The 26,167-nt window shown below is 70.3% G+C and carries 22 protein-coding genes and 2 tRNA genes; 4 read left to right on the plus strand and 20 right to left on the minus strand.

Annotated features, from left to right (window positions below; translation table 11 throughout):
- Positions 1–66: 66 nt before the first annotated feature.
- Both JIX55_RS18055 and lepA read right to left on the minus strand, forming a co-directional pair.
- Entirely contained in the window at positions 67–1,944 is a 1,878-nt protein-coding gene (locus tag JIX55_RS18055) for an AMP-dependent synthetase/ligase (protein ID WP_257564345.1), read from the minus strand.
- A gap of 300 nt (positions 1,945–2,244) precedes the next feature.
- A complete protein-coding gene (gene lepA / locus JIX55_RS18060) occupies positions 2,245–4,113 on the minus strand; it encodes a translation elongation factor 4 (RefSeq protein ID WP_257564346.1) in 1,869 nt (622 codons plus the stop codon).
- A 245-nt stretch (positions 4,114–4,358) separates the two neighbouring features.
- On the opposite strand from lepA, the gene rpsT reads away from it, so the two are divergent.
- Complete coding sequence (rpsT, locus tag JIX55_RS18065; RefSeq protein ID WP_129309226.1) at positions 4,359–4,625, plus strand: 30S ribosomal protein S20; 267 nt, start codon at positions 4,359–4,361, stop codon at positions 4,623–4,625.
- Positions 4,626–4,979: 354 nt separating this feature from the next.
- Here rpsT and holA read toward each other — a convergent pair whose 3' ends face one another.
- The 8 genes from holA to leuS all read right to left on the minus strand — a co-directional run bounded on the left by holA (position 4,980) and on the right by leuS (position 16,037).
- Positions 4,980–5,966 (minus strand): DNA polymerase III subunit delta, encoded by a 987-nt coding sequence (holA, locus tag JIX55_RS18070; protein WP_257564347.1) that lies wholly within the window; start codon positions 5,964–5,966, stop codon positions 4,980–4,982.
- 167 nt (positions 5,967–6,133) lie between these two features.
- Complete coding sequence (locus JIX55_RS18075) at positions 6,134–6,379, minus strand: hypothetical protein (RefSeq protein WP_257564348.1); 246 nt, start codon at positions 6,377–6,379, stop codon at positions 6,134–6,136.
- A 76-nt stretch (positions 6,380–6,455) separates the two neighbouring features.
- Positions 6,456–7,274 carry an arylamine N-acetyltransferase family protein gene (locus tag JIX55_RS18080; protein WP_257564349.1) on the minus strand — a complete coding sequence of 273 codons (819 nt, stop codon included), beginning with the start codon at positions 7,272–7,274 and terminating at the stop codon, positions 6,456–6,458.
- A gap of 4 nt (positions 7,275–7,278) precedes the next feature.
- Entirely contained in the window at positions 7,279–9,870 is a 2,592-nt protein-coding gene (locus tag JIX55_RS18085; RefSeq protein WP_257564350.1) for a ComEC/Rec2 family competence protein, read from the minus strand.
- 62 nt (positions 9,871–9,932) lie between these two features.
- Positions 9,933–10,817, minus strand: a complete 885-nt coding sequence (locus tag JIX55_RS18090; protein ID WP_443046446.1) for a helix-hairpin-helix domain-containing protein — start codon at positions 10,815–10,817, stop codon at positions 9,933–9,935.
- A gap of 463 nt (positions 10,818–11,280) precedes the next feature.
- A complete protein-coding gene (locus tag JIX55_RS18095; RefSeq protein ID WP_257564352.1) occupies positions 11,281–12,126 on the minus strand; it encodes a DegV family protein in 846 nt (281 codons plus the stop codon).
- Positions 12,127–12,216: 90 nt separating this feature from the next.
- Positions 12,217–13,020 carry a hypothetical protein gene (locus tag JIX55_RS18100; RefSeq protein ID WP_257564353.1) on the minus strand — a complete coding sequence of 268 codons (804 nt, stop codon included), beginning with the start codon at positions 13,018–13,020 and terminating at the stop codon, positions 12,217–12,219.
- Between the two features lie 146 nt (positions 13,021–13,166).
- Positions 13,167–16,037 carry a leucine--tRNA ligase gene (leuS, locus tag JIX55_RS18105; protein ID WP_257564354.1) on the minus strand — a complete coding sequence of 957 codons (2,871 nt, stop codon included), beginning with the start codon at positions 16,035–16,037 and terminating at the stop codon, positions 13,167–13,169.
- A gap of 434 nt (positions 16,038–16,471) precedes the next feature.
- On the opposite strand from leuS, the gene JIX55_RS18110 reads away from it, so the two are divergent.
- Positions 16,472–17,854 carry a ferric reductase-like transmembrane domain-containing protein gene (locus JIX55_RS18110; protein WP_257564355.1) on the plus strand — a complete coding sequence of 461 codons (1,383 nt, stop codon included), beginning with the start codon at positions 16,472–16,474 and terminating at the stop codon, positions 17,852–17,854.
- The gene (locus JIX55_RS18115; protein WP_257564356.1) at positions 17,851–19,467 is read left to right on the plus strand and encodes an NADH-quinone oxidoreductase subunit NuoF family protein; all 1,617 of its coding nucleotides are present in this window, start codon (positions 17,851–17,853) and stop codon (positions 19,465–19,467) included. Before JIX55_RS18110 ends, JIX55_RS18115 begins: the two co-directional genes overlap by 4 nt.
- 115 nt (positions 19,468–19,582) lie before the next feature.
- Here the strand turns inward: JIX55_RS18115 and JIX55_RS18120 are convergent.
- Positions 19,583–19,655 (minus strand) — tRNA-Ala (locus JIX55_RS18120).
- Positions 19,656–19,803: 148 nt separating this feature from the next.
- On the opposite strand from JIX55_RS18120, the gene JIX55_RS18125 reads away from it, so the two are divergent.
- Complete coding sequence (locus JIX55_RS18125) at positions 19,804–21,027, plus strand: glycosyltransferase 87 family protein (protein WP_257564357.1); 1,224 nt, start codon at positions 19,804–19,806, stop codon at positions 21,025–21,027.
- Here JIX55_RS18125 and JIX55_RS18130 read toward each other — a convergent pair.
- The 9 genes from JIX55_RS18130 to JIX55_RS18170 form a co-directional block, all read right to left on the minus strand.
- The gene (locus JIX55_RS18130) at positions 21,006–21,239 is read right to left on the minus strand and encodes a hypothetical protein (protein ID WP_005479297.1); all 234 of its coding nucleotides are present in this window, start codon (positions 21,237–21,239) and stop codon (positions 21,006–21,008) included. The two genes, JIX55_RS18125 and JIX55_RS18130, sit on opposite strands and share 22 nt — an antisense overlap.
- 3 nt (positions 21,240–21,242) lie before the next feature.
- A complete protein-coding gene (locus tag JIX55_RS18135; RefSeq protein WP_257564358.1) occupies positions 21,243–21,413 on the minus strand; it encodes a hypothetical protein in 171 nt (56 codons plus the stop codon).
- Positions 21,414–21,638: 225 nt separating this feature from the next.
- A tRNA-Ala gene (locus JIX55_RS18140) sits at positions 21,639–21,711 on the minus strand.
- Positions 21,712–21,839: 128 nt separating this feature from the next.
- Entirely contained in the window at positions 21,840–22,508 is a 669-nt protein-coding gene (locus JIX55_RS18145) for a histidine phosphatase family protein (RefSeq protein ID WP_257564359.1), read from the minus strand.
- Entirely contained in the window at positions 22,505–22,951 is a 447-nt protein-coding gene (gene rsfS / locus JIX55_RS18150; RefSeq protein ID WP_257564360.1) for a ribosome silencing factor, read from the minus strand. The genes JIX55_RS18145 and rsfS overlap by 4 nt, the downstream gene beginning before the upstream one ends.
- Before the next feature lie 153 nt (positions 22,952–23,104).
- Positions 23,105–24,787, minus strand: a complete 1,683-nt coding sequence (locus JIX55_RS18155) for an LCP family protein (RefSeq protein WP_257564361.1) — start codon at positions 24,785–24,787, stop codon at positions 23,105–23,107.
- Positions 24,788–24,803: 16 nt separating this feature from the next.
- A complete protein-coding gene (nadD, locus tag JIX55_RS18160; protein WP_257564362.1) occupies positions 24,804–25,514 on the minus strand; it encodes a nicotinate-nucleotide adenylyltransferase in 711 nt (236 codons plus the stop codon).
- A 58-nt stretch (positions 25,515–25,572) separates the two neighbouring features.
- Complete coding sequence (locus tag JIX55_RS18165; protein WP_189781409.1) at positions 25,573–25,740, minus strand: hypothetical protein; 168 nt, start codon at positions 25,738–25,740, stop codon at positions 25,573–25,575.
- 178 nt (positions 25,741–25,918) lie between these two features.
- Positions 25,919–26,089: a hypothetical protein gene (locus JIX55_RS18170; protein WP_257564363.1), complete on the minus strand. Its 171-nt coding sequence runs from the start codon at positions 26,087–26,089 to the stop codon at positions 25,919–25,921.
- Between the last annotated feature and the right edge of the window lie 78 nt (positions 26,090–26,167).

Consider the following 26,167-nt stretch of genomic DNA (forward strand, 5'->3'; position numbering starts at 1 on the left):
CTGCGCGCGACAAGCCCCGACGAACCCGCGGCCGCCCAGCAGTCCCCGCCACCCCTACATCACGCGCTACGCCTCGCGCGTACCCGCGTACATGTCGTCGATCAGGTGCTGGTACTCCTTCTCCACCACCGGCCGCTTCAACTTCAGGCTCGGCGTCAGCTCACCATGCTCGACATCGAGGTCCCGCGGCAGAAGGCGGAACTTCTTGACGGTCTGCCACCGCTGCAGCCCCTCGTTCAGCGTCCGGACGTACCCCTCGATGAGCTCCACCGTGGCCGGCGCCGCGATGACATCCTCGTAGGACTTGCCCTCCAGCCCGTTCTCCGCGGCCCACCCCTGGATGGACGGCTCGTCGAGGGCGACGAGCGCGGTGCAGAAGTTACGGTCCGCGCCGATCACCATGACGTTGGACGTGAACGGGCACAGCGACTTGAACTGTCCCTCGATCTCGGTCGGCGCGATGTACTTGCCACCGGACGTCTTGAACAGGTCCTTCTTACGGTCGGTGATCCGCAGATACCCGTCGGGCGACAGCTCCCCGATGTCACCGGTGTGGAACCACCCGTCGGCCTCCAGGACCTCGGCGGTCTTCTCCGGCAGCTGGTGGTAGCCCTCCATGATGCCGGGGCCACGCAGCAGGATCTCGCCGTCGTCCGCGATGCGCACCTCCGTGCCGGGCAGCGGCTTGCCCACCGTGCCCGTGCGGAAGGCCTCGCCCGGGTTGAGGAAGGAGGCGGCGGAGGACTCGGTGAGGCCGTAGCCCTCCAGGATGGGGATGCCGGCGCCGGCGAAGAAGAAGCCGATCTCGGGCGCCAGCGCGACCGAGCCGGAGACACAGGCGCGCAGCCGGCCGCCGAACGCCTCACGCAGTTTCTTGTAGACCAGCGCGTCGGCGACCTTGTGCTTGGCCGCCAGCCCGAACGGAACGGACGCGGTACCGGTGCGACGGAAGTTGTCCTGGCTGACCTTGGCGTACTCGCGGGCGACACCCGCCGCCCACTGGAAGATCTTGTACTTGGCCGGACCGCCCGCTCGCGCCTTGGCGACGACGCCGTTGTAGACCTTCTCGAAGATGCGCGGCACGGCGGCCATGTACGTCGGCTGCACGACCGGCAGATTCTCGATGATCTTGTCGACCCGGCCGTCGACGGCGGTGATGTGCCCGACCTCGATGTGTCCCGCGAGGAGCACCTTGCCCATGACGTGCGCGAGCGGCAGCCACAGGTACTGCACGTCCTCCGGCTGGAGCAGGCCGGTCGCGCCGATGGCCTTCGCCATGTACGCCCAGTTGTCGTGCGGGAGGCGGACGCCCTTGGGGCGGCCGGTGGTGCCCGAGGTGTAGATGAGGGTGGCGAGCTGGTCCTTGGTGATCGCGCCGACCTTCTCCTTGATCAGGTCGGGCTTCTTCTCCAGGTACGCGGCGCCGCGCTCCTCCAGCTCGGCGAGGGAGAGGATCCAGTCCTCCGAGAGGTCCGCGCCCTCGGGGTCGATGACGACGACATGGGTCAGCTCCGGCAGCTCGGCCTTCTTCTCGCGGGCCTTGGCGAGCTGCGCGGCGTTCTCGGCGATGAGGACCCGGCTGCCGGAGTCGGACAGGATGTAGGCGGACTCCTCGGCGTTCGTCTGCGGGTAGACCGTGGTGTTGGCCGCGCCCGCGCACATGATGCCGAGGTCGCACAGGATCCACTCGATCCTGGTGGCGGAGGACAGGGCGATGCGCTGCTCCGGCTGTACGCCCAGCTCGACGAGCCCGGCCGCGATGGCGTCGACCCGTTCGGCCGCCTGCGCCCAGTTCAGCGACTTCCACTCCGAGGGGCCCTGGCCGGAGGCGGGAGGCACGGGGTAGCGGAATGCCTCGGCGTCCGGCGTGGCCGCCACACGCTCCAGGAAGAGGGCCGCCATGGACGGCGGACGGTTCTCGATCAGGGTCTGTGTGTCGCTCACGACATCCTCCGGGGCACGCGACAGTACAGCTGGCTCATGGACTGTGCGGCTGGCTCAAAGCGGCTGTTGTTTAACTCGCGAGTAACCATCGAGTGGTGATCAGGGTAGAGCGCGGTTGGCTGGTTCGTAAGGGGCGGCGGGCAGTCACTTTCCACCGAGAACGACCGTACGAACACGCACCGACTTCCCCCGGAAGACGCGCGGGCCCGCCGCGCCGAAACGCGACGAGCCCGCATTGTGCCCGAGTTTCCGGGGGTAACAGTGACTACCCCGGCGGTCGGCGACGCTCGCCGCCGGTGGCTACTTCTTGCCCTTGCCGCCACCGGCGCTGTCGTCGCTGGACAGGACGGCGATGAAGGCTTCCTGGGGAACCTCCACAGAGCCCACCATCTTCATCCGCTTCTTGCCTTCCTTCTGCTTCTCCAGCAGCTTCCGCTTCCGGGAGATGTCACCGCCGTAGCACTTGGCGAGGACGTCCTTGCGGATGGCGCGGATGGTCTCGCGGGCGATGACCCGGGAGCCGATGGCGGCCTGGATGGGCACCTCGAAGGCCTGCCTCGGGATCAGCTCGCGCAGCTTGGCGACGAGCCGCACCCCGTACGCGTACGCCGCGTCCTTGTGCGTGACCGCCGAGAAGGCGTCCACCTTGTCGCCGTGCAGCAGGATGTCGACCTTGACCAGGCTGGAGCTCTGCTCGCCGGTGGGCTCGTAGTCCAGGGAGGCGTAGCCGCGCGTCTTCGACTTCAGCTGGTCGAAGAAGTCGAAGACGATCTCCGCGAGCGGAAGCGTGTAGCGGATCTCGACCCGGTCCTCGGAGAGGTAGTCCATGCCGAGCAGGGTGCCGCGCCGGGTCTGGCACAGCTCCATGATCGACCCGATGAACTCGGAGGGCGCGAGGATCGTGGCGCGTACGACAGGCTCGTACACGTCGTCGATCTTCCCCTCGGGGAACTCGCTCGGGTTGGTGACCGTGTGCTCGGCGCCGTCCTCCATGACCACGCGGTAGACCACGTTGGGCGCGGTGGCGATCAGATCGAGCCCGAACTCGCGCTCCAGCCGCTCGCGGATCACGTCGAGGTGCAGCAGGCCCAGGAAGCCGACGCGGAAACCGAAGCCGAGGGCGGCGGAGGTCTCCGGTTCGTACACCAGCGCGGCGTCGTTGAGCTGGAGCTTGTCGAGGGCGTCTCGCAGCTCGGGGTAGTCGGAGCCGTCCAGCGGATACAGGCCCGAGAAGACCATCGGCTTCGGGTCCTTGTAACCGCCGAGCGCCTCGGTGGCCCCCTTGTGCAGGGTGGTGATCGTGTCACCGACCTTGGACTGGCGGACGTCCTTCACACCGGTGATCAGATAGCCGACCTCACCGACACCGAGGCCGTCGGCCGACTTCATCTCGGGGGCCGAGACACCGATCTCCAGCAGCTCGTGGGTCGCGCCGGTGGACATCATGCGAATCCGCTCGCGCTTGTTGAGCTGACCGTCGATGACTCGCACGTACGTCACGACACCGCGATAGGAGTCGTACACCGAGTCGAAGATCATGGCGCGCGCGGGGGCGTCCTGGACGCCGACCGGGGCGGGGACCTCGGCGACGACCCGGTCCAGCAGTGCCTCCACGCCCAGACCGGTCTTGGCGGAGACCTTGAGCACGTCCTCGGGGTCGCAGCCGATGAGGTTGGCGAGCTCCTCGGAGAACTTCTCCGGCTGGGCGGCCGGCAGGTCGATCTTGTTCAGTACGGGGATGATCTTGAGGTCGTTCTCCATCGCCAGGTAGAGGTTGGCGAGAGTCTGCGCCTCGATGCCCTGGGCCGCGTCGACAAGAAGGACGGTCCCCTCACAGGCTGCCAGCGACCGCGACACCTCGTACGTGAAGTCGACGTGCCCGGGGGTGTCGATCATGTTGAGGATGTGCGTGTTGCCCGGATCGCCGGTCGGCGCCCAGGGCAGACGCACCGCCTGGGACTTGATCGTGATACCGCGCTCACGCTCGATGTCCATGCGGTCGAGGTACTGAGCACGCATCTGCCGCTGCTCGACCACACCGGTCAGCTGAAGCATCCGGTCGGCGAGCGTGGACTTGCCGTGGTCGATGTGCGCGATGATGCAGAAATTGCGGATCAGAGCCGGGGCGGTACGGCTCGGCTCGGGCACATGGCTAGGGATCGCGGGCACGCAGGGTCCTGATTCTTGAGGCGTCCGCAGCCGTCTGCGGTCTCGGGTCGGATCGGATCTAGCGGGTCTATACGTACGCACCATGGTCCCACGGGCGGAGAGCGGCGACCGGTTTGGGCCGACCCGAGGGTGACTGGTAGCGTGGAGGGCTGTGTCTCATGCCCTCTCAGCGCGAGACACACCCCAAGAAAATCACCGGTACGGGACCCGTGCGGACCCGTACCAGAACCTGTAGAGGCTCATTCGTGGCGAACATCAAGTCCCAGATCAAGCGGAACAAGACGAACGAGAAGGCGCGCCTTCGCAACAAGGCCGTCAAGTCGTCGCTCAAGACCGCGATCCGCAAGGCCCGTGAGGCCGCTGCCGCGGGTGACGTCGAGAAGGCCACCGAGTACCAGCGCGCTGCCGCGCGTCAGCTCGACAAGGCCGTCTCGAAGGGCGTCATCCACAAGAACCAGGCCGCCAACAAGAAGTCGGCGCTTGCTTCCAAGGTCGCTACCCTCAAGGGCTGAGCTCCACCATTGATCTGACCGCCGGCTGGACCCAGAGCGGGCCCTCTCTCATCCGCTCCCACCCGGCACCCCCGGACCCGTACGCGGCCTGCGTTCGCCACGCGGGTACAGGTCCACCATCGTGAACCGAAGGCCCCGCCTCACCACCCTTCCCCAGGGCGGCAGGCGGGGCTTCGGCGTTCCACCGGCTAACGGTGACGAGCGGGAGATCTTGAACTCCTTGCGGCGATGCCTCCGACGCGGAAGGACAGCCGCCCGTCCTTCCAGGGGCGCGGGGAACTGCGCGACAAGCCACGACGCACCCGCACATGCCCACTCAGGGAGGGACGGGCAGCGGAAGCGGGGCGCGGAAGCTCAGCCCCGACGCGACCGAGCGGCCCGCGCGATCACGACGACCGCCTTCTCCAACGCGTACTCGGGATCATCCCCCCCGCCCTTCACCCCGGCATCCGCCTCAGCGACCGCCCGCAACGCCCCGGCCACCCCATCCGGCGTCCATCCCCGCATCTGCTGCCGCACCCGATCGATCTTCCACGGCGGCATCCCCAACTCCCGCGCAAGATCCCCCGGCCGCCCACCTCGCGCCGACGACAACTTCCCGATCGCCCGCACGCCCTGAGCCAACGCACTGGTGATCAACACCGGCGCCACCCCAGTCGCCAACGACCACCTGAGCGCCTCCAAGGCTTCCGCCGCCCGCCCCTCGACGGCCCGATCGGCCACCTCGAAGCTGGACGCCTCGGCCCGCCCCGTGTAGTACCGCCCGACCACAACCTCGTCGATCGTCCCCTCGACATCCGCGACCAGCTGCGCCGCCGCGGACGCCAGCTCCCGCAGATCACTCCCGATCGAGTCGACGAGCGCCTGGCACGCCTCAGCCGTGGCGGACCGCCCGAGCGCCCGGAACTCCCCCCGCACGAACGCCAGCCGATCACCCGGCTTCGTCATCTTGGGACACGCCACCTCCCGCGCCCCCACCTTGCGCGCCGCGTCCAGCAGCCCCTTCCCCTTGGCCCCGCCCGCGTGCACCAGCACCAGGGTGATCTCCTCGGCAGGAGCCCCCAGATACGCCTTCACATCCTTGATCGTGTCGGCCGAGAGATCCTGCGCATTGCGTACGACCACGACCTTCCGCTCCGCGAAGAGCGACGGACTCGTCAGCTCGGCGAGCGTGCCGGGCTGCAACTGCTCCGAGGACAGATCACGTACATCCGTGTCGGCGTCTGCGGCCTTCGCGGCAGCCACCACCTCCCGCACGGCCCGGTCGAGCAGCAGGTCCTCCTGGCCCACGGCGAGCGTCACGGGGGCGAGAGGGTCGTCATTCGCAGTCTTCTTGGCCATCGCCCACAGCATCCCACGGCCCACTGACAACCCGACCCTCGCGGCAGCCGCGCCCGAAGGGGCACGGGGAACTGCGCGAACGCAGGGGGAACTGCGCGAACAGCCTCACTGCCCCGCAGCCGACGAACGCCCAGGCAGTCACCCGGCTCCCCCCCCCCAGCGGAGCGCTACGGTTCCTCCCGCCAGCCCTCCCACTCCCCCGCGAACTCGTCCAACGCCCCCGGATCAAGCCGACCCCGCTCGTCCCGCAGCACCAACAACCACTGCGCGTCCTCGGCGTCGTCCTCCCCGGCCAGCGCGTCCCGCACCAGCTGCGGCTCCTCGTCCAGCCCGAACCGCTCCCCGAGCGCCTCCGCCGCCTCCTCCGCCGCATCACGGTCGGGCAGCACCAGCACATGTCTCACATCACTCACGCCGCCATTTTCCGCCACGCCCGCCCCATCCCACACCCTCCACCCCACACCGCCAGCCCACACACGGTCGGCCCGTCTAGCGCACCCTCCTCCCCTCCCCCACCTCCGGCACCCGCCCCAACTCCATCCCGAACCGCTCGCGGTACGCCGCCAGCACCTCCCCGTCCGTCGTCAGCTCGGTCACCTCCCGGTCGCCCTCCGCCGAGGTGACCGTGAGGGTGCGGCCGCTGAGGGTGATACGTCCGCCGCCCTCGGCGACCCGGGAGCAGACGAGGGACTGGGTGAAGTGCGAGGCCGGCGAGGTGCTGTGCCACCAGGCCCCGGCCACGAAGTCCCCGAGCACTCTCGGCCGCAGCTCCAGCCGGTACTGGGGCTTGCCGTCCCGCAGCACGTCCAGGTCCCCGAACTCCCGCCCCCCGCTCTCCCGATCCGCCTCGACCACCCGGAACGTGCCCCCCGGATCCTCCTGCTCGCCCCGATCCCCGAACTCCAGCGGATAGTGGCTGTTCGCCCCGAACCCGACATCGGCCAGCCAGTCGCCCCCGTCGACCGTCCGCACCCGCAGCGCGAGATGGTCGTACGGGATGCCGAGCCGCCCCTCCTCGCCGTACACCCGCGCCGCGAGCAGCGTCACGTCGTAGCCCAGTGCCGCGAGCAACGCCCCGAACAGCCCGTTCAGTTCGAAGCAGAAGCCACCCCGGCCCTCCCCGACCACCTTGTCGAGCAGCCGCTTCTCCTCCAGGACGATCTCCTCTCCGAGGTGGATCGACAGGTTCTCGAACGGCACCGCCCGCAGATGGCGCAGATGCAGTTCACGCAGGACGTCAAGGGTGGGCCAGGCCGGATGCTCGGCCCCGAGACGGCGAAGGTAGGCGTCAAGCTCTTCGGTATCCATGAGGTCAGTCTCTCGCCACCAGCAACTCCTTCGCCGTACCCGCGACAGCGATCGCGCCGTCCTCGTCCGTACGCAGCACCATGGCGCCCCCGGCCCGCAACGCCGCGACCGTACTGGGGGCCGGGTGGCCATACGGGTTGTCCGCACCGACAGAGATGAGCGCCAGCCTTGGTGCCATCGCGCCTATCAGGCCCGGGTCCTGGTAGGCCGACCCGTGGTGGGCGACCTTCACCACGTCCACGGCTCCCAGCGCCGCGGCCTCGGGGGATCTCGACAGCTCCCGCTGGGCGGGCGGTTCCAGGTCGCCGAGGAGCAGCAGGGTCAGGCCGGCCGAGCGGACGAGCATGGTGACGCTGGCGTCGTTCGGCCCCTCCGGTGCGGACGCGTCGCCCGGCGGCCACAGCACCCGCCACGCGAGGCTCCCGGTGCGCCGCTCCTCCCCGGCCGTGGCCCGTGTCACCGGAATCCGCCGGGCCGCCGCCTCCCTGTGCACGAACCCGGCCTGGTCGGCGGGCTCCTCGAACCCCGTCGTCGCGATCGCCCCCACCGAACGCCCCCGCAGCACTCCCGGCAGCCCCGCCACATGGTCGGCGTGAAAGTGGGTGAGGACGACAAGCGGGACCTCGGTGATGCCGAGTGTCGTCAGACAACGATCGACGAGCACCGGATCGGGACCGGCGTCCACAACCACCCCGGCACCGTCGCCCGCCGCGAGGACGGTCGCGTCGCCCTGGCCGACATCGCACATCACAAATCGCCAGCCAGGCGGCGGCCACCCCGTGATCACCCTGGTCAGGGGCGGTGGCTGTACCACGACCAGCAGAAACACCACCAGGCAGACTCCGACCAACCACGGATGGCTCACGAGCCGCCGCCCGACGAACACGACGACGACGGTGATGAGAGCGAGCAGCAGCGCGCCCGTCCAACTGCCCGGCCAGTCCACGCCCGCGCCGGGCAGCGACGCCCCCGTGCGGGCGATGTCCGCGATCCAGTCGGCGGGCCAACTCGCGCACCAGGCAAGGCACTCGGCCACGGGCATCGCCACCGGGGCCGTCGCCAGCGTGGCGAACCCCAGCACCGTGGCCGGGGCCACCGCGAACTCCGCCAGCAGATTGCACGGCACCGCCACCAGGCTCACCTTGGCCGACAGTACGGCGACGACCGGCGCGCACACCGCCTGCGCGGCTCCCGCCGCCGCCAGCGCCTCCGCCGGACGCGGTGGCACCCGGCGCCGCTGGAGCGCCGCACTCCAGCGCGGGGCGAGGGTGAGCAGGGCGCCGGTCGCGAGGACGGACAGCAGGAAGCCGTAGCTGCGGGCCAGCCAGGGGTCGTACAGCACCAGCAGCAGAACCGCCGTCGCCAGCGCGGGGATGAGGGATCTGCGGCGCCCCGTCGCGATGGCCAGCAGCGCGATCGAACCGCAGGCCGCGGCCCGCACCACGCTCGGGTCCGGCCGGCACACGATCACGAAGCCGAGAGTCAGCGCGCCACCGACCAGCGCGGTCGCCCGCAGCGGAATCCCCATCCGGGGCGCGAGCCCCCGTCGCTCGGCCCGTTGGGCCAACCCCGGCGGCCCGATGAACAGGGCCAACAAGATCGTGAAGTTGGCTCCGCTGACTGCGAGAAGGTGAGTGAGGTCGGTCGCCTTGAACGCCTCGTCCAACTCGGCCGTCACCCGGGAGGTGTCCCCGACGACGAACCCCGGCAGCAACGCCCGCGCGTCCGCGTCCAGCCCGTCGGTCGCCTCCCGCAACCCCGCGCGCAGCCGCCCCGCGAGCCGCTGCACGGAACTCGCCTCACCCACCACGTCCGGCGCCCCACCACCCCGCACCCGCAGTACGGCCGCCACCCGGTCTCCCCCGACCATGGCCGGCACGACCTGTGCCACCACCCGCACCCGGGTCGACGGCAACAGCGAAAGCCAGGGCGAAGGGCCACCAGTGCCTGGACCTCCGCCGCCATCCCCACCTGTGTCCCCACCGTGACCCGCGCCACCGCCCTCGGCTGCGGACGGGCCCGCGCCGGCAGGAGACCGACTCTCCACGTCGACGATGACCAGCACCGGCGTCCGTGTGTCCACGACCGTCCCGTCCGGGCCCGTCACGCGTCGTACCTCGGCCTGGAGGAGTACGGCGGTCGGGGCCGCGTGGTTGCCCTTGATGCGGGGGCGGGTGAGGCGTGGGTCGGAGGTGAGCTCGACATCCGTGGTCACACGGGCGTACTGCTCGGCCAGGTCGGGGACGGGACCACGCCGCAGGTCCGCCCCGTGCAGCCCCGCGGAGGCGGCGGCCGCGCCGGCGCACAGCAGCACGGCGGCGACGGACACCTTCGTCCAGCCCCCGGCTCCGCGTCGTCGTCGCCCTTGCCCTCTCCCTTGGCCTTGCCCACGCCCTTGCCCTCGCCGGGTGACGAGCAAGGCCACGCCCACGACCAGACAGACCACGACCACACCCGTGACCCACCCGGGCGAGGTGTGCACCGTCAGCGCCGCCGTCCCCCACGCGGCCAGCGCCGGTGGCACGAGACGCAGATCCGTCGGTCCCTCCTGCCTGGGGTGCGCGTCTCCTAGCCGACTGCCGGAGGCCATGTGCACGGCGGGACGACGGGGAGCACCCTGTACCCCGACTGCCGCCGATACCTCCTCTCCCATCACCTTCATGGCCGCACGAGGTTCCGCAGGTCGGCGAAACGGCGGTCGCCGATCCCGTTCACCTCGCGCAGTTCGTCGACCGAGCGGAAGCCCCCGTGTTGCGTGCGGTAGTCGATGATGTGCTGGGCAAGGACGGGGCCGACACCGGGCAGGGTGTCCAGCTGGTCCGCGGTGGCCGTGTTGAGGGAGACAGGGGTTGCGGGCGCCCCTCCGGTGACGGATCCGCCGGCCCCGGCGACCCCACCGCCGCCCGGCACCGCACCCGGCCCGGACGCCACCGCCGGGCCGCCGACCAGGACCTGTTCGCCGTCGACGAGGAGACGGGCACGGTTGAGCCCGTCGGTGTCGGCCCCCGGCCGCACACCGCCCGCCGCCCGCAGCGCGTCGGCGACCCGGGAACCGGCCGGCAGCCGTTGGATCCCCGGGCTGCGCACCTTCCCGCTGACATCCACCACGATCGAGGGCCCGGCCGTGGCGGCCGACGCCCCGGCCACGGCGCCCGGCACCGCCACCTGACCACCACCGGATTCGCCGAACGAAGCCCCCGGACTCCCTGGCCCACCCGGGGCCCCCGGCGCCCCCACCCGCACCACCTCGGGCGCACTCACCGGCTGGGTGCGCCCGGCCCAGAAGTGCTGTGCCGCGAACACCGCCGCGACGACCAGCACCACGCTCAGCGCGACCACGCTCTTCCGCTCGATGCCGCACCGCACCTGCAACCACAACGGCAACCGCTCCCGCACGGCCGGCCCGACCCGCTGCCGCCACGCACCCCTCACCTCGCAGCCGACAGCGTCATCCTTGACGTCACCACCGGCGACGGCCCTGTCGGTGCCGGCGGCACCGGCGAGAAGGAGGTCCTCATCAGCCCGGCTCCCGGACTCACCCACATCACCACCGATGGCAGGAGCACCGGCGCCCTCGACCTCACGCGCCCAGGCAACGCCGACCCCGACCCCGGTCCTACCCCTGGGCGCTCCCGGCGGCCCGTGCCCCAACTCCCGCGGCTCCCCGACCCTTTCGGGGAAGAGCGCCTCCGCGCGCAGACGGAGCGTCTCCGCCGAGGCCCGGCGGCGGCCGGCCCTGCCCCGGGGCTGCCGCGTGCGGTGCCGGGCGCGCCCGTCGGAGGACGGGCCGCGGCCCGGACCGCTGGTGACTGTCGCAGTGCGTGAACGTGATCGAAGTGCCATGCGCCGAGGATCGGGCAAACGCGCCCACCCGCGATGATCTTGCTGAATTCCCGTGGATTACTGCCCAGTTGTGGATAACTCCGTCACCCACACGAGCGACAGCCACAACGGCAGCCGAACGGCAACACCCCCGGACTCAGCGCCAGCGCCGGCACAGGTCCCCTCACCGAGGAGAAACAACCGCCCCCAACAACCCAGGCCCCGTATGCGCCCCGATCACCGCCCCGACCTCGCTCACATGCAGATCGGCCAGCCCGGGCACCCGGTCCCGCAGCCGTTCCGCCAGCGCCGAGGCACGCTCGGGCGCCGCGAGGTGATGGACGGCGATGTCGACCGGCGCGCCACCCGCCCGCTCGGCGACGATCTCCTCGAGGCGGGCGATCGCCTTGGACGCCGTACGGACCTTCTCCAGCATCTCGATGCGGCCGCCTTCCAGCTGCAGCAGCGGCTTGACCGCCAGCGCGGAACCGAACAGGGCCTGCGCCGCGCCGATCCGCCCGCCCCGGCGGAGATAGTCCAGGGTGTCGACGTAGAAGAACGCCGACGTACCCGCGGCCCGCTTCTCGGCGGCCGTGACGGCGTCGTCCACCGTGCCGCCCGCCTCCGCGGACTCGGCGGCGGCCAAAGCGCAGAACCCCAGGGCCATCGCGACCATCCCGGTGTCCACCACGCGCACCGGCACGGGTGCCTCGCGTGCCGCGAGCACGGCCGCGTCGTAGGTGCCCGAGAACTCGGCGGACAGATGGAGGGAGACGATGCCCGTGGCGCCCGACTCCGCGATCCTGCGGTAGGTCTCCGCGAACAGTTCGGGGCTGGGGCGGGAGGTGGTGACGGACCGTCGCTTCTGCAGCGCCTGAGCCAGGGAACGTGCCGAGATCTCGTTGCCCTCTTCGAGCGCCTGATCGCCGAGAACCACGGTCAGCGGTACCGCGATGATGCCGTGCCGCTCCATCGCCGGCGGCGGCAGGTAGGCCGTTGAATCGGTGACGATCGCGACATGGCGGGACATGATCTGGAGGTTACCCGCCAAGTCCCCCCGACGGCAGCCCGGCCCCTGTCACCTGCGACCGCACGAAGCGAGCCGACCGAGCCGACCGGCTCAAGTCGTGCTCTCCGGACGGGGCTTCTTCTGCCACGGATACGTCGGCCGCGCGCTCGGCGGGGTGATCGCGGGCTTCGGCGGCTCCTCGCCGGTGCGAGGCTCGGCAGTGCGGGACTCGGGCGTCTCCTGCCAGGTCTGCCCCGTGGAGGCGGTCGGCTCCGGCTTCGGCGCCTCGGGCCAGACCGGCGTGGGCTCGGCCTTGGGTGCCTCGGGCCAGACCGACGCGGGTTCCGTGGTCCAGTGCCGCAGCGCGCCCGCCTCGACGTCGATCTGGGCGCTGAGCGTGTCCAGGTCGTCCTCCGCGAACCTGCGGGCCCGGTCGTGCGCCGCCCAGCGTAGTGAGTCGGCGGACTTGATGATCCGCTCCGTGCGCTCGCGCAGCGCGGGCAGCCGCTGGGCCAGCTTGGCGCGGTCCGGCTCGGGCTCCAGGCGCCTGAGTTCGTCGTCCAGCTCCCGGCCGTGCTTGCTGAGCTGCGCGAAGAGGGCCAGGGACTCCTTCAGGGACTCGTCCTCGCCGACACCCGCCTGCAGGGCCTCCTGAGTGGCCCGCATCGAGGTGCGCAACTTCAGCCGCAGGTCGGCCAGTTGTCCCACCGGGCCCGGCTGGGCGAGGCTTCTGGCGCGCAGGGTGGTGTCCTCGACGGTCCGCTTGGCCTGCGTGATCGTACGGTCCACGCCTCGTTTGGCCGCGCCGACCGCCTTCACCGTGGCGTACACGCCCAACACCACGAGCAACACGAAGAGCAGGGCGACCACTGCGATGACGGCTTCCACGCGCTCCTCCTTCGACCCACACGGCATGTGCCGCGGCGCTCTTCAACGGTAAACGCAATGGGCAGGTCCCGAGTTCCATCGGAACCCCGAACCTGCCCGTAGGGGACGACCCCGAGCCGTTACCCGTCGACAGCCGAACGACTACCGGCAGCCACCACCCGGCCCCACTTCGCTCACGTGACGATGTTCACCAGCTTCGGCGCCCGCACGATCACCTTCCGGATCGGTGCCCCGGCCAGCGCGGCGACCACCTTCTCGTCGCCCAGGGCGGCCTTCTCCAGCTCCTCCTCGGAGATGCCCGGCGGCACCTCCAGGCGGGCCTTGACCTTGCCCTTGATCTGGACGACGCAGGTGACGGCCTCATCGACGACGTAGGCGGGGTCGGCGACGGGGAAGTCCCGGTGGACGACGGAGTCGGTGTGGCCCAGCTTGCGCCACAGCTCCTCCGCGATGTGCGGGGCCAGCGGCGCGACCAGCAGGACCAGGGCCTCGGCGACCGGGCGGGACACCGGGCCGCCCACCTTGGTCAGGTAGTTGTTCAGCTCGGTGACCTTGGCGATCGCCGTGTTGAACCGCATGCCCTCCAGGTCCTGCCGTACGCCGTCGATGGCCTTGTGCAGCGCCCGCAGGGTGTCCTCGCCGGGCTCGGCGTCCACCACGGTCACCTCGCCGGTGGCCTCGTCGACGACGTTGCGCCACAGCCGCTGCAGCAGTCGGAACTGGCCCACCACCGCGCGCGTGTCCCACGGCCGGGAGACGTCCAGCGGGCCCATCGCCATCTCGTACAGACGCAGCGTGTCGGCGCCGTACTCCTCGCAGATGGACTCCGGAGTGACCGCGTTCTTCAGGGACTTGCCCATCTTGCCCAGCAGGCGGCTGACCTTCTCGCCCTCGTAGTAGAAGGCGCCGTCGCGCTCCTCCACCTCGGCGGCCGGCACCGCGAAGCCACGGCTGTCGCGGTAGACGAAGGCCTGGATCATGCCCTGGTTGAACAGCTTGTGGAACGGCTCGGCCGACGACACGTGCCCCAGGTCGAACAGGACCTTGGACCAGAAGCGCGCGTACAGCAGGTGCAGCACGGCGTGCTCGGCGCCGCCGACGTACAGGTCGACACCGCCGTGCGGCTGTCCTTCGCGCGGCCCCATCCAGTACCGCTCGATCTCCGGGTCGACCAGCTTCTCGGAGTTGTGCGGGTCCAGGTAGCGCAGCTCGTACCAGCAGGAACCGGCCCAGTTGGGCATGGTGTTGGTCTCACGCCGGTACCGACGCGGACCGCGGCCGTCGCCCAGGTCCAGCGTGACATTGACCCAGTCCTCGTTGCGCGACAGCGGCGTCTCGGGCTGGGTGTCGGCGTCGTCCGGCTCGAAGGTGCGCGGCGAGTAGTCCTCGACCTCGGGCAGCTCCAGCGGCAGCATCGACTCGGGCAGCGAGTGGGCGATGCCGTCCTCGTCGTAGACGATCGGGAAGGGCTCGCCCCAGTACCGCTGGCGGCTGAACAGCCAGTCGCGCAGCCGGAAGTTGACGGTGCCCTCGCCGATGCCCTCGCGCTCCAGCCACTCGGTGATGCGCTCCTTGGCCTCGGCGACGCCCAGGCCGTCCAGGGAGACACCCTCACCGGTGGAGTTGACGATCTTCGCGTCGTAGGACGCGAAGGCGTCCTCCCACGTGGAGGTGTCCGTGCCGCGGCCGTCGGTCGGCTCGACGATGCAGTGGATCGGCAGCTCGAAGGCGCGCGCGAACTCGAAGTCGCGCTGGTCGCCCGCCGGGACGGCCATGATCGCGCCGGTCCCGTAGCCCATCAGGACGTAGTCGGCGATGAAGACCGGGATCCGCTCGCCGTTGACCGGGTTGGTCGCGTACGAGCCGATGAAGACGCCGGTCTTGTCCTTGGCCTCGGCCTGCCGCTCGACGTCGGACTTCGAGGCGGCCTGCGCGCGGTAGGCGGCGACGGCCTCGGCCGGGGTCGCGTGGCCGCCGGTCCACACGTCGTGCGTGCCTTCGGGCCAGGCGGCCGGGGTGAACTTCTCGACCAGCGGGTGCTCGGGCGCCAGCACCATGTAGGTGGCGCCGAACAGGGTGTCCGGGCGCGTGGTGAAGACCGTGATGCGCTCGCCGTCGATCGGGAAGTCGACGCGGGCGCCCTCGGAGCGGCCGATCCAGTTGCGCTGTTGCAGCTTGATGGCCTCGGGCCAGTCCAGCTCGTCCAGGTCGTCCAGCAGGCGGTCGGCGTACGCCGTGATCCGCATGTTCCACTGGCGCAGCTTGGCCTTGAAGACGGGGAAGTTGCCGCGCTCGGAGCGGCCGTCGGCGGTGACCTCCTCGTTGGCCAGCACGGTGCCCAGACCGGGGCACCAGTTGACCGGCGCGTCGGAGGCGTACGCCAGGCGGTACTCGCCCAGGACGTCGGCGCGTTCGGCGGCGCTCAGCGCGTTCCAGGAGCCGCCGCCGGGCACCGCGCGCTCACCGGACTCGAACTGGGCGACCAGCTCGGCGATCGGGCGGGCCTTCTTCGCCTCGTCGTCGTACCAGGAGTTGAAGATCCGCAGGAAGATCCACTGGGTCCACTTGTAGTAGTCCGGGTCGATCGTGGCGAACGACCGGCGCTTGTCGTGTCCCAGGCCCAGCCGGCGCAGCTGGGACTTCATGTTGTTGATGGCCGCCTCGGTGGTGACCCGGGGGTGCTCGCCGGTGGCCACGGCGTGCTGCTCGGCGGGCAGGCCGAAGGCGTCGAAACCCAGGGTGTGCAGGACGTTGTGGCCGGTCATCCGCTGGTAGCGGGCGAAGACGTCGGTGGCGATGTACCCCAGGGGGTGGCCGACGTGCAGGCCCGCACCGGACGGGTACGGGAACATGTCCATGATGAACTTCTTGGGCCGGGCGGCCTGCTCGGGGTCGCCGGCCAGGTCACCGCTCGGGTTGGGGGCGGCGTAGGTGCCCTCGGCGTCCCAGAAGTCCTGCCAGCGTGCCTCGACCTCGACCGCGACGGCGGCCGTGTAGCGGTGCGGCGCGGCCGTCTCGGCGGCAGCGGGGTTCGTCTCGCTCATGATCCTCAAAGCTCCATCGATCGTCTCTGCCAGCGGGCTGTTCGTCCAGGAAACGAAAAATCCCCTCGCACAGGAGGGGACGCCGCGCCGATTCCGACCACGCCGTTCATCGGCGGTCGGGACTGATCAGCGCGGCTCGCTAAGCAGAAGGCGTACGGCACGCATGGGCTCAGGGTACCGCAGCGCTCACAGCCGCCGCGACGAGGTTCCGGGCCGCGATGGACAGGGAGCAGCGGCGTGTCGGCCACGGGATCCGGCCAAAAAAGTTGAACTTTATTCAAAACTTACTTCGCGTAACAACCTCTAAGGGGCAACACAGATGTGAGATTGCCCCTTGATAACAGCGCAATAACTGAAACCTCGTACCGCTCGGTTTGGCACCACTTACAGTTCGACGACGGGACCGCTTTCCCGAACTGTTCGGAGTTGCCCCCATGAACCCTCGTCGCAGTAACAACTCGCTGCCCCAGACAGGCCGCTCGGCCTATGGGATAGCCACGGCTGCCGCTCTGCTGCTGATACCCGTAAGTGTGCTGGTCGGAGGTGACGCGTACCGCGAGTTCCTCGACTTCGGCGCGGGCGTTCTCTCGCTCGTCTCGCTGACCTGCTCGGTGCTCTGGGGTCTCGTCGCCCAGGACCGGACCCTTCTCAGCGTGCGCCAGAGGATCATCGGCCAAGCCGTCCACCGGACGACCGCCATCGCCTCGGTCGCGTTCCTCCTGCTGCACGTGACGGTGAAGCTGGCGCTGGACCACGTCTCCGCGCTCGCCCTGTTCCCCTTCGCGCTCGGAGTGACGGGCTCGGGCGCGCTCATCGGCTTCGGTGCCACTGCGGCGTCCCTGATGATCTTCGTCGCCATCACCGGCGCGCTGCGCAGCAACTTCGCCTCCCCCGCGCCGGTCGCGGCGCGCTGGCGCACGATGCACATGATGGCCTACCCGGCCTGGTGTTTCGCGCTGGTGCACGGACTCTACGCGGGTCGCGAAGCGAAGCCGGTCTTCGTGATCCTCTACTCCCTGGGCCTGGTCGCCGTCGCCGGCGCCCTGCTGCTGCGCGCCGCCCCACGCGAGGTCAAGCGCCAGGTGGCCGACCGGATCACCTCGATCCTGGGCACCGACGGCCAGCGGCCCCCCGAGGTCGACGAACTCGTGAAGTCCCGTTCGGCCCTGCAGGGCTTCGAAGAGCCCGGCGGACGGCGCGAGGGCGGTCGGCGCGAGGGCGGACAGCGCGACCAGATGCGCGACACCGGCCAGTTCCCGCTGCCCGGCTTCGGCGGCGGACAGGGCACGAACCCCCCGCTGGGCGACCCGCTGGTGCCCCCGCAGCGCGCGGCGGCCGCCGCGGCCGACAGCGGCCCCGGCTTCGCGGCCGCGTACCGCGCGGTGTCGATGACCCCGCGCGCCCCGGAGCCCACGGCGCCCTATCTGACCCAGCAGCAGCAGCCGCTGGACATGCAGCCCACGCAGGCCATGCCCCGTATGGACGACGGCGGCGGCACGGGCACACGCTGGCCGGCCCCGTCCCCGCCGCCGGTCGGCGAGGCGCCCCCGTCGGCGTACGACCCGATGCAGGACACCTTCGCCGGACAGGCGTACGCGGGGCAGACCTACCCGGGCCAGACCTACCAGGGCGAGACGTACAACACGGGGGCTTCCGAAACTTCTTACGGAACGGCTGAGACGAACGCCCCCTACGGCACGTACATCCCGAACGACACGTACAACAGCGGTCCCGCCACTGAAACGCTGCCCGGCTACGACTACGACCCGCCGAGCTCAGGCGAACCCTGGAACGCGCCTTCCGGAGGATATAAGTGAACGAGGCCCTTCCCGACGTCCCCGAAGTCCGTGTGGTGGGGCTCCCCCAGCTCACCTCGGGCTTCGACCTCGTCGAGAGACTCGACCTCCCCATGCACCTGAAGGTGCACGGTCCCCTCGAACCGATGGGCGGCGAGCAGCTCGCCCAGCTGTCCGAGCGGATCAACCTGAAGGGCAGGGGTGGCGCGGGCTTCCCGTTCCACAAGAAACTGCGGTCGGTCGCCGAGTCGGCGATCAAGCGCGGCATCCGACCCGTCGTGGTCGTCAACGGCAGTGAGGACGAACCCGCCTGCCGCAAGGACACGGTGCTGATCAACCGTGCCCCGCACCTCATCCTGGACGGCGCCCTGCTGGTCGCGGAGGCCTTGGGCGCCCGTCAGCTGGTCATCGGGGTGACACGTGAATCCACCCAGCGGTCGATGGAGGCCGCGCTCTCCGAGCGCGGTCTGAGCAACCGGCGGGGCGCGGCCATTCGCGCGAGCGTGCAGCGCAACCCGGTCCGCATGGTCACCGGCGCCGCCGCGTCGCTGATCCGTTCGATCGACGGAGGTCCGGCCATCCCGCCGGGCCGCAAGACCAGTGCGTCGAAGAGCGGTGTCGGTGGCGCGCCGACCCTGCTCTCCAACGCCGAGACCTTCGCCCAGCTCGCCATCGGCGCCCGCATCGGCTCCGAGCGGTACGGCAACACGGGCCTGTACGACGAGCCGGGCACCGTCATGCTCACCGTGTCCGGCGCGGTCGCCCGCCCGATGGTGATCGAGGCGCCCACCGGCGTGCCGCTGCGCTACATCCTGCAGCTCGCCGGCGCGCCGCCGGTCCCGCAGGGCGTGCTGACCGGCGGCTACCACGGCAAGTGGATCGACGCGGCGACGGTCAACGAGGCGGTCGTCTCACGCAACTCGCTGGACGCGGTGGGCGGCGCCCTCGGCGCGGGCGCGATCCTGCCGATCAGCCAGGACACCTGCCCGCTCGGCGAGTCGCTCCAGGTCGCCAAATGGCTCGCCGAGGAGAGCGCGGGACAGTGCGGTCCCTGCTACCTCGGTCTGCCGGCCGCCGCGCGCGGCATGGAGGACATCCTCAACGGCGGCGGTCCGGCCGCCCTGGAGGCCCTCAAGCAGGTCGCGAAGAACGTCAAGCGGCGCGGCGCGTGCTCGCACCCGGACGGCTCCGCGATGTTCCTGGAATCGACGGTCAAGGCGTTCACGGACGACCTCGCCGCGCACGTCCTCGGCAACGGCTGCGGCCGTCCCGTGGAGGGCGTGCTGCCGCTCTTCGAGGGCGGCCGGATGCCGACCGGCCTCCCGGGCGGAGCGGCCGAGGAGGAGAACGGTGCCAGCCGCCAGAAGATCTTCGTCGACTGGACGCTCTGCCGGGGTCACGGCCTGTGCGCCGACATCCTCCCCGAGGTCTTCCAGCTCGGCGCCGACGGCTTCCCCACCGTCGCCCAGGCGAAGGTCCCCCAGTACGCCGAGGCCAAGGCCCTCCGCGCGGTGCGCCGCTGCCCCGCGCTCGCCCTGCGCCTCGAGGAGGACAACCGCGCCGCCGCCCCCTCCCGCAACCTGCCGGTCCTCTCCCAGGGCCGCGGCCGCCGGGCTCTGGGCAGCGGTCGCTGAGTACGCCGAAGGGCGGGTCACCCCTGATGGGGTGGACCCGCCCTTCTCTCTGCCCATGCCGCTCTGGCCACCAACAACGCGAAGACCCCGTCCACTTGGACGGGGTCTTCATCTGTGGAGCTAAGGAGAATTGAACTCCTGACCTCCTGCATGCCATGCAGGCGCTCTACCAACTGAGCTATAGCCCCTTGCTTTCACGCGGCGGAGCCGCATGTTGTTCGCACCGCCCGGTTTCCCCGGCGGCGACGCCAACATTACCGGTCCCTCGCACGCACCACCAAATCGTTTCCGACAGGTACGGATCAGGGGTGCATTTGGTAGCTAATGTCGGCTTCCGTGACCGTGCTCGCGTTCCCCGGAATCCACCGCCGTGTGCCAGTCGCCCTGGGCGCGTGCCTGTTCTCCTTCGCCGGGTTCTGGATCGCGCAGCGGGCCGCGGACGTCTCGATGATCGACCTGATGGTCTACCGGGCCGAGGGCGAGACCGTACGGGCGGGCGGCGACCTCTACGCGCTGCGGGCGACCGAGGCCGAACTGCCCACCACCTACCCGCCGTTCGCGGCCCTGCTCTTCACCCCGCTGACGCTGCCGGACCCGGCCGCCCTGCGCACGCTGGCGACGGCCGGGAACCTGGCCCTCCTCGTGGGCTTCGTGGGGCTCTCGCTGCGGATCGCCGGGCACGCGCGCGTGGAGACCGTCTGGTGGGTCGCCGCGGTGGCCGTGTGGTGCGAGCCGGTGTGGACGACCCTGCGGTACGGCCAGGTCAATCTGCTGCTGGCCGTCCTGGTGTTGTGGGACCTGTCCCGGCCGCCCGGCCACCGCTGGGCCGGCGTCGGCATCGGACTGGCGGCCGCCGTGAAGCTGACTCCCGGGCTGTTCGCGGTGTTCCTGTTGGCCACCGGTCTCGCCGCCTGGGCACGGCGTCGTGCAGGCGGCCCCTGGCTGCGGCACGCGCGCGGGGCGGCCGTCACCTTCGCCGCCGCGACCCTGCTGGCGGCGGCCGTCCTGCCGTACGACTCCTGGCGGTTCTGGACCCGCATGGTCTTCGCGGCGGGCCGCGTCGGGCACCCCGAGGACACCGCCAACCAGGCCCTGCGCGGGGCGCTGGCCCGCCTGCTGCACACCCCGGAGCCCGGCGCCTGGTGGATCGCCTTGGCGGCCGTCACAGGGGCACTGGGCCTCGCGGTCGCGGTGGCCGCGGAGCTGCGCGGGCGACGCGGCCGGGGGGTGACCGCGTGCGCGGTGACGGCGCTGCTGATCTGCCCGGTGTCGTGGTCGCACCACTGGGTGTGGTGCGTGCCGGTGGTGCTCGTGACGGCCCGGCGGCGCGCGGTCGCCGTCGGCATGGCGCTGGTCTTCTGCTCGTACGCCCTGTGGTGGGTGCCACACGGGCCGGGACGGCTCGAACTGGGACAGAACGGCGTCGAGTTGACGCTGTCCGCCCTCTACGCCACGGCCGGTCTGCTCTTTCTGGCGCTGTCGGCCATCGAGACGCTCAAGCCGTCACGAAACGTCGACCCAACGATCAAGCCGAACGATCAAGCCGTCACGAACGAATAGAAACGCTTGAGCGTGCAGTGCTCTTCGAGAAGGCGGCCGTAGATCGGCTCGCCCTCCAGCTCGCGGTACGTCTCGATCGGGTCGCCTTTTATGATCAGCGCCCGTGCGCATTCCTCGCACCAGTACTGGTAGTCGGCGTTGACGGGCTCCATGTCGCGGACGATGGGCGTGCCGCTGCCGCACCAGTCGCACTTTCTCCTGTGTGCACCCATCGATCAGCTCCAGCTGTGGCCGCAGGCCGTGCACACGTAGGAGATCCCTCCGTTGTCACCGAGGACTTGGGCAACGTGGAGCGAGCCGCAGGAAGGGCAGAGGAGGGTGGTCTTGCTCCGCATCACCACCGCTGCGGGAAGGTCGTGGACCTCCCCGCGGATGCTCGCAGGCATCGCTTCTCCCTCCCGTCGGGCCGCGCCCCCTTCCGGCCGTTTGATTCTGCCACGGCCGGACCAATACGGTCAGCGACGCCTTCGTACCAGTCCGGACAAGCGGCAGGAAAGAAGGTCGTCCGCAGAGGTATACGCCTCCGGGGCCGCGAGTACTCAAGAAGGGACGCAGGTCACATACGAAAAATCCCGTTCCCTCGTGGGAACGGGATCTTCTGTACCGATCTGTGGAGCTAAGGAGAATTGAACTCCTGACCTCCTGCATGCCATGCAGGCGCTCTACCAACTGAGCTATAGCCCCTTGTGCCACGCGGCGAGCCACATGGTGTTTCGCCCCGCTCGGCGGGGCGAACAAGAAGAACTTTAGCCTGCGACCAGCCGGAAAGTGAAATCCGGGCCGCGGCCCCGGTACGAGGCCGTGTACGACGCTCAGTCGTCGTCGCCGAGCACCGGTTCGGGCAGCGTGCCGGCGTTGTGCTCAAGGAGACGCCAACCCCTGGCGCCCTGGCCGAGGACGGACCAGCAGCAGTTGGAGAGGCCGCCGAGGCCCTCCCAGTGGTGGGGATCCAGACCGAGGAGGCGTCCGATGGTGGTGCGGATGGTGCCGCCGTGGCTGACCACCACGAGGGTGCCGTTCTCCGGGAGCTTGTCGGCGTGCCGGAGGACCACGGGGGCGGCACGGTCGGCGACCTCGGTCTCCAGTTCGCCACCGCCGCGGCGGACCGGCTCGCCGCGCTTCCACGCGGCGTACTCCTCGCCGTGCCGGGCGATGATCTCGTCGTGCGTGAGCCCCTGCCAGACTCCCGCGTAGGTCTCTCGCAGGCCCTCGTCGTGGTTGATCTCCAGGCCGGTGAGCGCGGCCAGCTCGGCGGCCGTGTTCGCGGCACGCCGCAGGTCGGAGGCGACGATCGCGTCGGGCTTGAGGGAGGCGAGCAGCCGGGCGGCGCGGCGGGCCTGGCCGAGACCGGTCTCGGTCAGCTCGACATCCGTGGTGCCCTGGAAGCGGCGCTCCACGTTCCACGAGGTCTGGCCGTGCCGCCAGAGGATGACCCGGCGGCCCCGGCCCTTGCGCCCGGCGGGGTCGATGCCCGCGGTCACCGCAGCTCTCCGCCCAGCTCGGCGGCCTCCTCGGCGGCGCGCAGCTTGGCGTGCTCCGCGCCCTTGCCCCGGGTGGCCTTGGCGTCGGCGGGCAGCTCCAGCTCGGGGCAGTCCTTCCAGAGCCGCTCCAGGGCGTAGAAGACCCGCTCCTCGCTGTGCTGGACGTGGACGACGATGTCGACGTAGTCCAGCAGGACCCAGCGGGCCTCGCGGTCGCCCTCGCGGCGCACCGGCTTGGCGCCGAGCTCCTTGTTCAGCCGCTCCTCGATCTCGTCGACGATCGACTTGACCTGGCGGTCGTTGGGCGCGGAGGCGAGCAGGAAGGCGTCCGTGATGGACAGCACATCGCTGACGTCGTACGCGATGACGTCGTGCGCGAGCTTGTCGGCGGCCGCCTGAGCGGCGGTGGTGATGAGCTCGAGAGAGCGGTCAGTGGCGGTCACTACAAGGCTTTCCGTCGGCGGTCAGGAACCCTCACGGGCTACCCCAAGGGTCTCACGCCCCGCCGACACCGCCCTACGGTTAATCGATCAGACCCCGGAGCAGCGCCGACGCGGCGGCTCCGGGGCCTGACCCTGGTCACACCATGCGGTCGGTCATCCCGTCGTGTCCGTCTCGTAGTCCTGGCCGAGTACGACGGAGACGTCGGCGTTGGACGTGGTCTCGCCCTTCCTGACGGCGGTGGTCGGGAGGCCGAGGGTCTTGGCGACCTCGATGGCCTCCTGTTTGCGGGCCGCGTCGGAGTAGGTGACCTGGGAGGTGGTCTGGGCGGTGCCGGTGGTGCCGGCGTCGAGGAAGGTGTAGCCGCCGTTGAGGATGACCACGCGGGCCTGTTCGGTGGCGTCCTTGTCGCCGGTGGCGTTGCGGATGCCGACGCGGACCGCGTCCCCGGCGTCGGGGCTCTTCGCGGCGCCGCCGAGCAGGTCCTTGACCACGCTGTCGGAGTCCTCGGCGCTGAGGGTGCCGTCCTGCTGGACGGGCAGCAGCTCGGTCTTGTAGTCGCCGCCCTTGGCGTGGTCGGCGAGCTTGGCGAGGAACGCGCCGAGGTCCTTGTCGCTGAGCGAGGGGTCGAGGATCTGGGCCAGCGTCTGCACGGTGACCGTGGCGGCCTGCGCGTCGGAGGACAGCTTACGCAGCACGCCCTGCATGACCTGCCCGAACCGCTCCAGCTGAGCGTTCTGTGACTCGCCGGAGGCCCGGTAGGTGGCGTAGGCGACGGCCATCTTGCCGCTGAGGGTCTGTCCCTTGCCCTTGTTGACGAGGGGGGTCTCGGTCTTCTTGCCGGCCTCGGGGTCGGGCACGTCCGTGTCGGTGTCGATGTCGATGTTGCCGACGAGTTCGACGAGGTTGTTGAGGTAGGGGGTGTCCAGCCGCCAGGTGCCCTCGATGTCGGTGCCGAGGACGGTGTCGAGTTCGTCGCGGGTGCCGGAGGAGCCGTCGTCGTCGACGGATTTGGCGAGGGTGGTCGTGGTGCCGTCGTCACCGGTCAGGGCGAGGGCGTTGGGGATCAGGACGGTGGCGCCCTGTTCGGTGGTGGTGTTGTTCACGAGCAGCGCCGTGGAGGTGCCGCCCTTCTTGGTGTCGTGCAGATGGACGATGACCACATCGCGCTTCTGGGCGCCCGCGGACGTCGTGGTGCCGGCCTGCGTGTCCGAGGACGCCGCGGGCAGCATGCCCGCCCACCACATGTAGCCGACGCCGCCGACCGCGACCAGGGCGAAGACCACGGCCAGGGCGATCAGCCGGCTCTTGGCCCGCCGCTTGGCCTCCTCGCGGCGCTCGGTGCGGTTCTCGGTGAAGTTCAGCCAGTCGATGACGTCCTCGGAGTCACCGTCGGGCTCCTCGACGAAGGAGAACTGCTCGGTGCGGTACTCCCGTTCGTCGAAGTCCCGCTGCGGGGACATGTCACCGGCCCGGGGTTCATTCGCCTCGGCGGTCTCCGACGGCCCCGCCTGCTGCGGGATGTACGCGGTCTGCTCGGCGACCTGGGCCGCCTGGTGGCCGGTGGTCGCGGTCTGCCCGTAGGGGTCGTACGAGCCATGGGTGTCGTACGTGGGGGCGGGCGCCTGCTGACTCGTGTCGTAGGACGGCATCGGCTGCTGCCGGCCGGTCGTGTACGGGTCGTAGCCGTAGCCCTGGGGCTGCTGTTGCTGCGTCCAGTACGGGTCGTAGGCCTGCTGCTGGGGCACCTGTCGGTACACCGGCTGCCCGTACTCGTCGTAGCCCACGAGTTCGTACTGCTGGTCGCCCCCGTAGCCAGCGTCGTATCGGTCGTTCACCGGTGCCCCTCTCGGCTCACTCGCCGCGGTACAGCTGCCGCTTGTCGATGTAGCGCACCACGCCGTCCGGCACCAGGTACCAGACGGGATCGCCCTTGGCGACTCTCGCACGGCAGTCTGTCGACGAGATGGCGAGCGCCGGAACCTCGACCAGCGAGACCCCGCCCGCGGGCAGGCCCGGGTCGGCCAGGGTGTGCCCCGGACGGGTGACCCCGATGAAGTGCGCGAGGGAGAACAGTTCGTCGGCGTCGCGCCAGGTGAGGATCTGGGCGAGCGCGTCGGCGCCGGTGATGAAGAAGAGGTCCGACTCGGGGTTGAGCTCGTGCAGTTCGCGCAGGGTGTCGATGGTGTAGGTGAGGCCCTTGCGGTCGATGTCGATGCGGCTCACGGAGAAGTGGGGGTTCTCGGCCGTCGCGATGACCGTCATCAGATAGCGGTCCTCGGCCGCCGACACCGAGCGGTGGGACTTCTGCCACGGCTGGCCGGTCGGCACGAACACGACCTCGTCGAGACCGAACTGCGCGGCGACCTCCTGGGCCGCCACGAGGTGCCCGTGGTGGATCGGATCAAACGTTCCGCCCATGACGCCGAGACGGCGTCTGCCCGGCTCCGACGGGCGGTTTCCCGGTATGCCGGTGGTGCTGTCGGCCCGGCCGTCGGTGGTGTCGTGCGCCTGATCCTTCGCCTTGTCCTGCTCCGGACCGGTAGGCAATTCCTGCTCTCCCATGCGTGGAGAGCCTACCGGCCCGGCCGCCGCGCCCGACTCGAACGTCCTTTTGCGGGGATTAGCGATCCCGGTTGAAGCGGGTCGTGATCCACAGCAGCAGCATCAGGGCGAAGAAGGCTCCGCCGCCGGTCAGGTAGGGGCTCAGGCTCTCGTGGTTGCCGCCGTGCTCCCCGCCGCCCTCGGCGGCGAAAGTGACCAAGTCGGCAGCGGTGCTGTGGAAGCTCATCGTCGGCGTGACCTATCCGGGTGTGGGATCGGGATGAAGACTGGGGCCATCGTAAGCGGGGGGCTCGTCGGCGATCACGCCGACTCCGGCCAGGAGTGAACACGGGCACCGCCACGCGCGTACTTCTCGTCCGAGACAACCGTTCGCGTGCGCCGTACGTCCTTCACCTCGGCGGGCGTCATTCGTCCCGCTTGTATCCCCGCAGGAGGAGCCACGCCATCAGGACGGAACCCAGGACCATCACGATGAGCACCACACGCAGCAGGTTGCCGGCTCCCTGTTCCTTCGCGGCGGCGTCCGCGGCCTCGGTGAGCCAGGCGGATGCCGGCAGGTGCGGGAGATGCTCCATGAGATCGCTCCTTACGGTTGATGCCCTGCCACGGTAACTCCGCCTAGGCTGGACCTCGCTTCGGGGGCAACATGGGCA

This window comes from Streptomyces sp. DSM 40750 (genome assembly GCF_024612035.1).
In the GTDB taxonomy this organism is placed as follows: Bacteria; Actinomycetota; Actinomycetes; order Streptomycetales; family Streptomycetaceae; genus Streptomyces.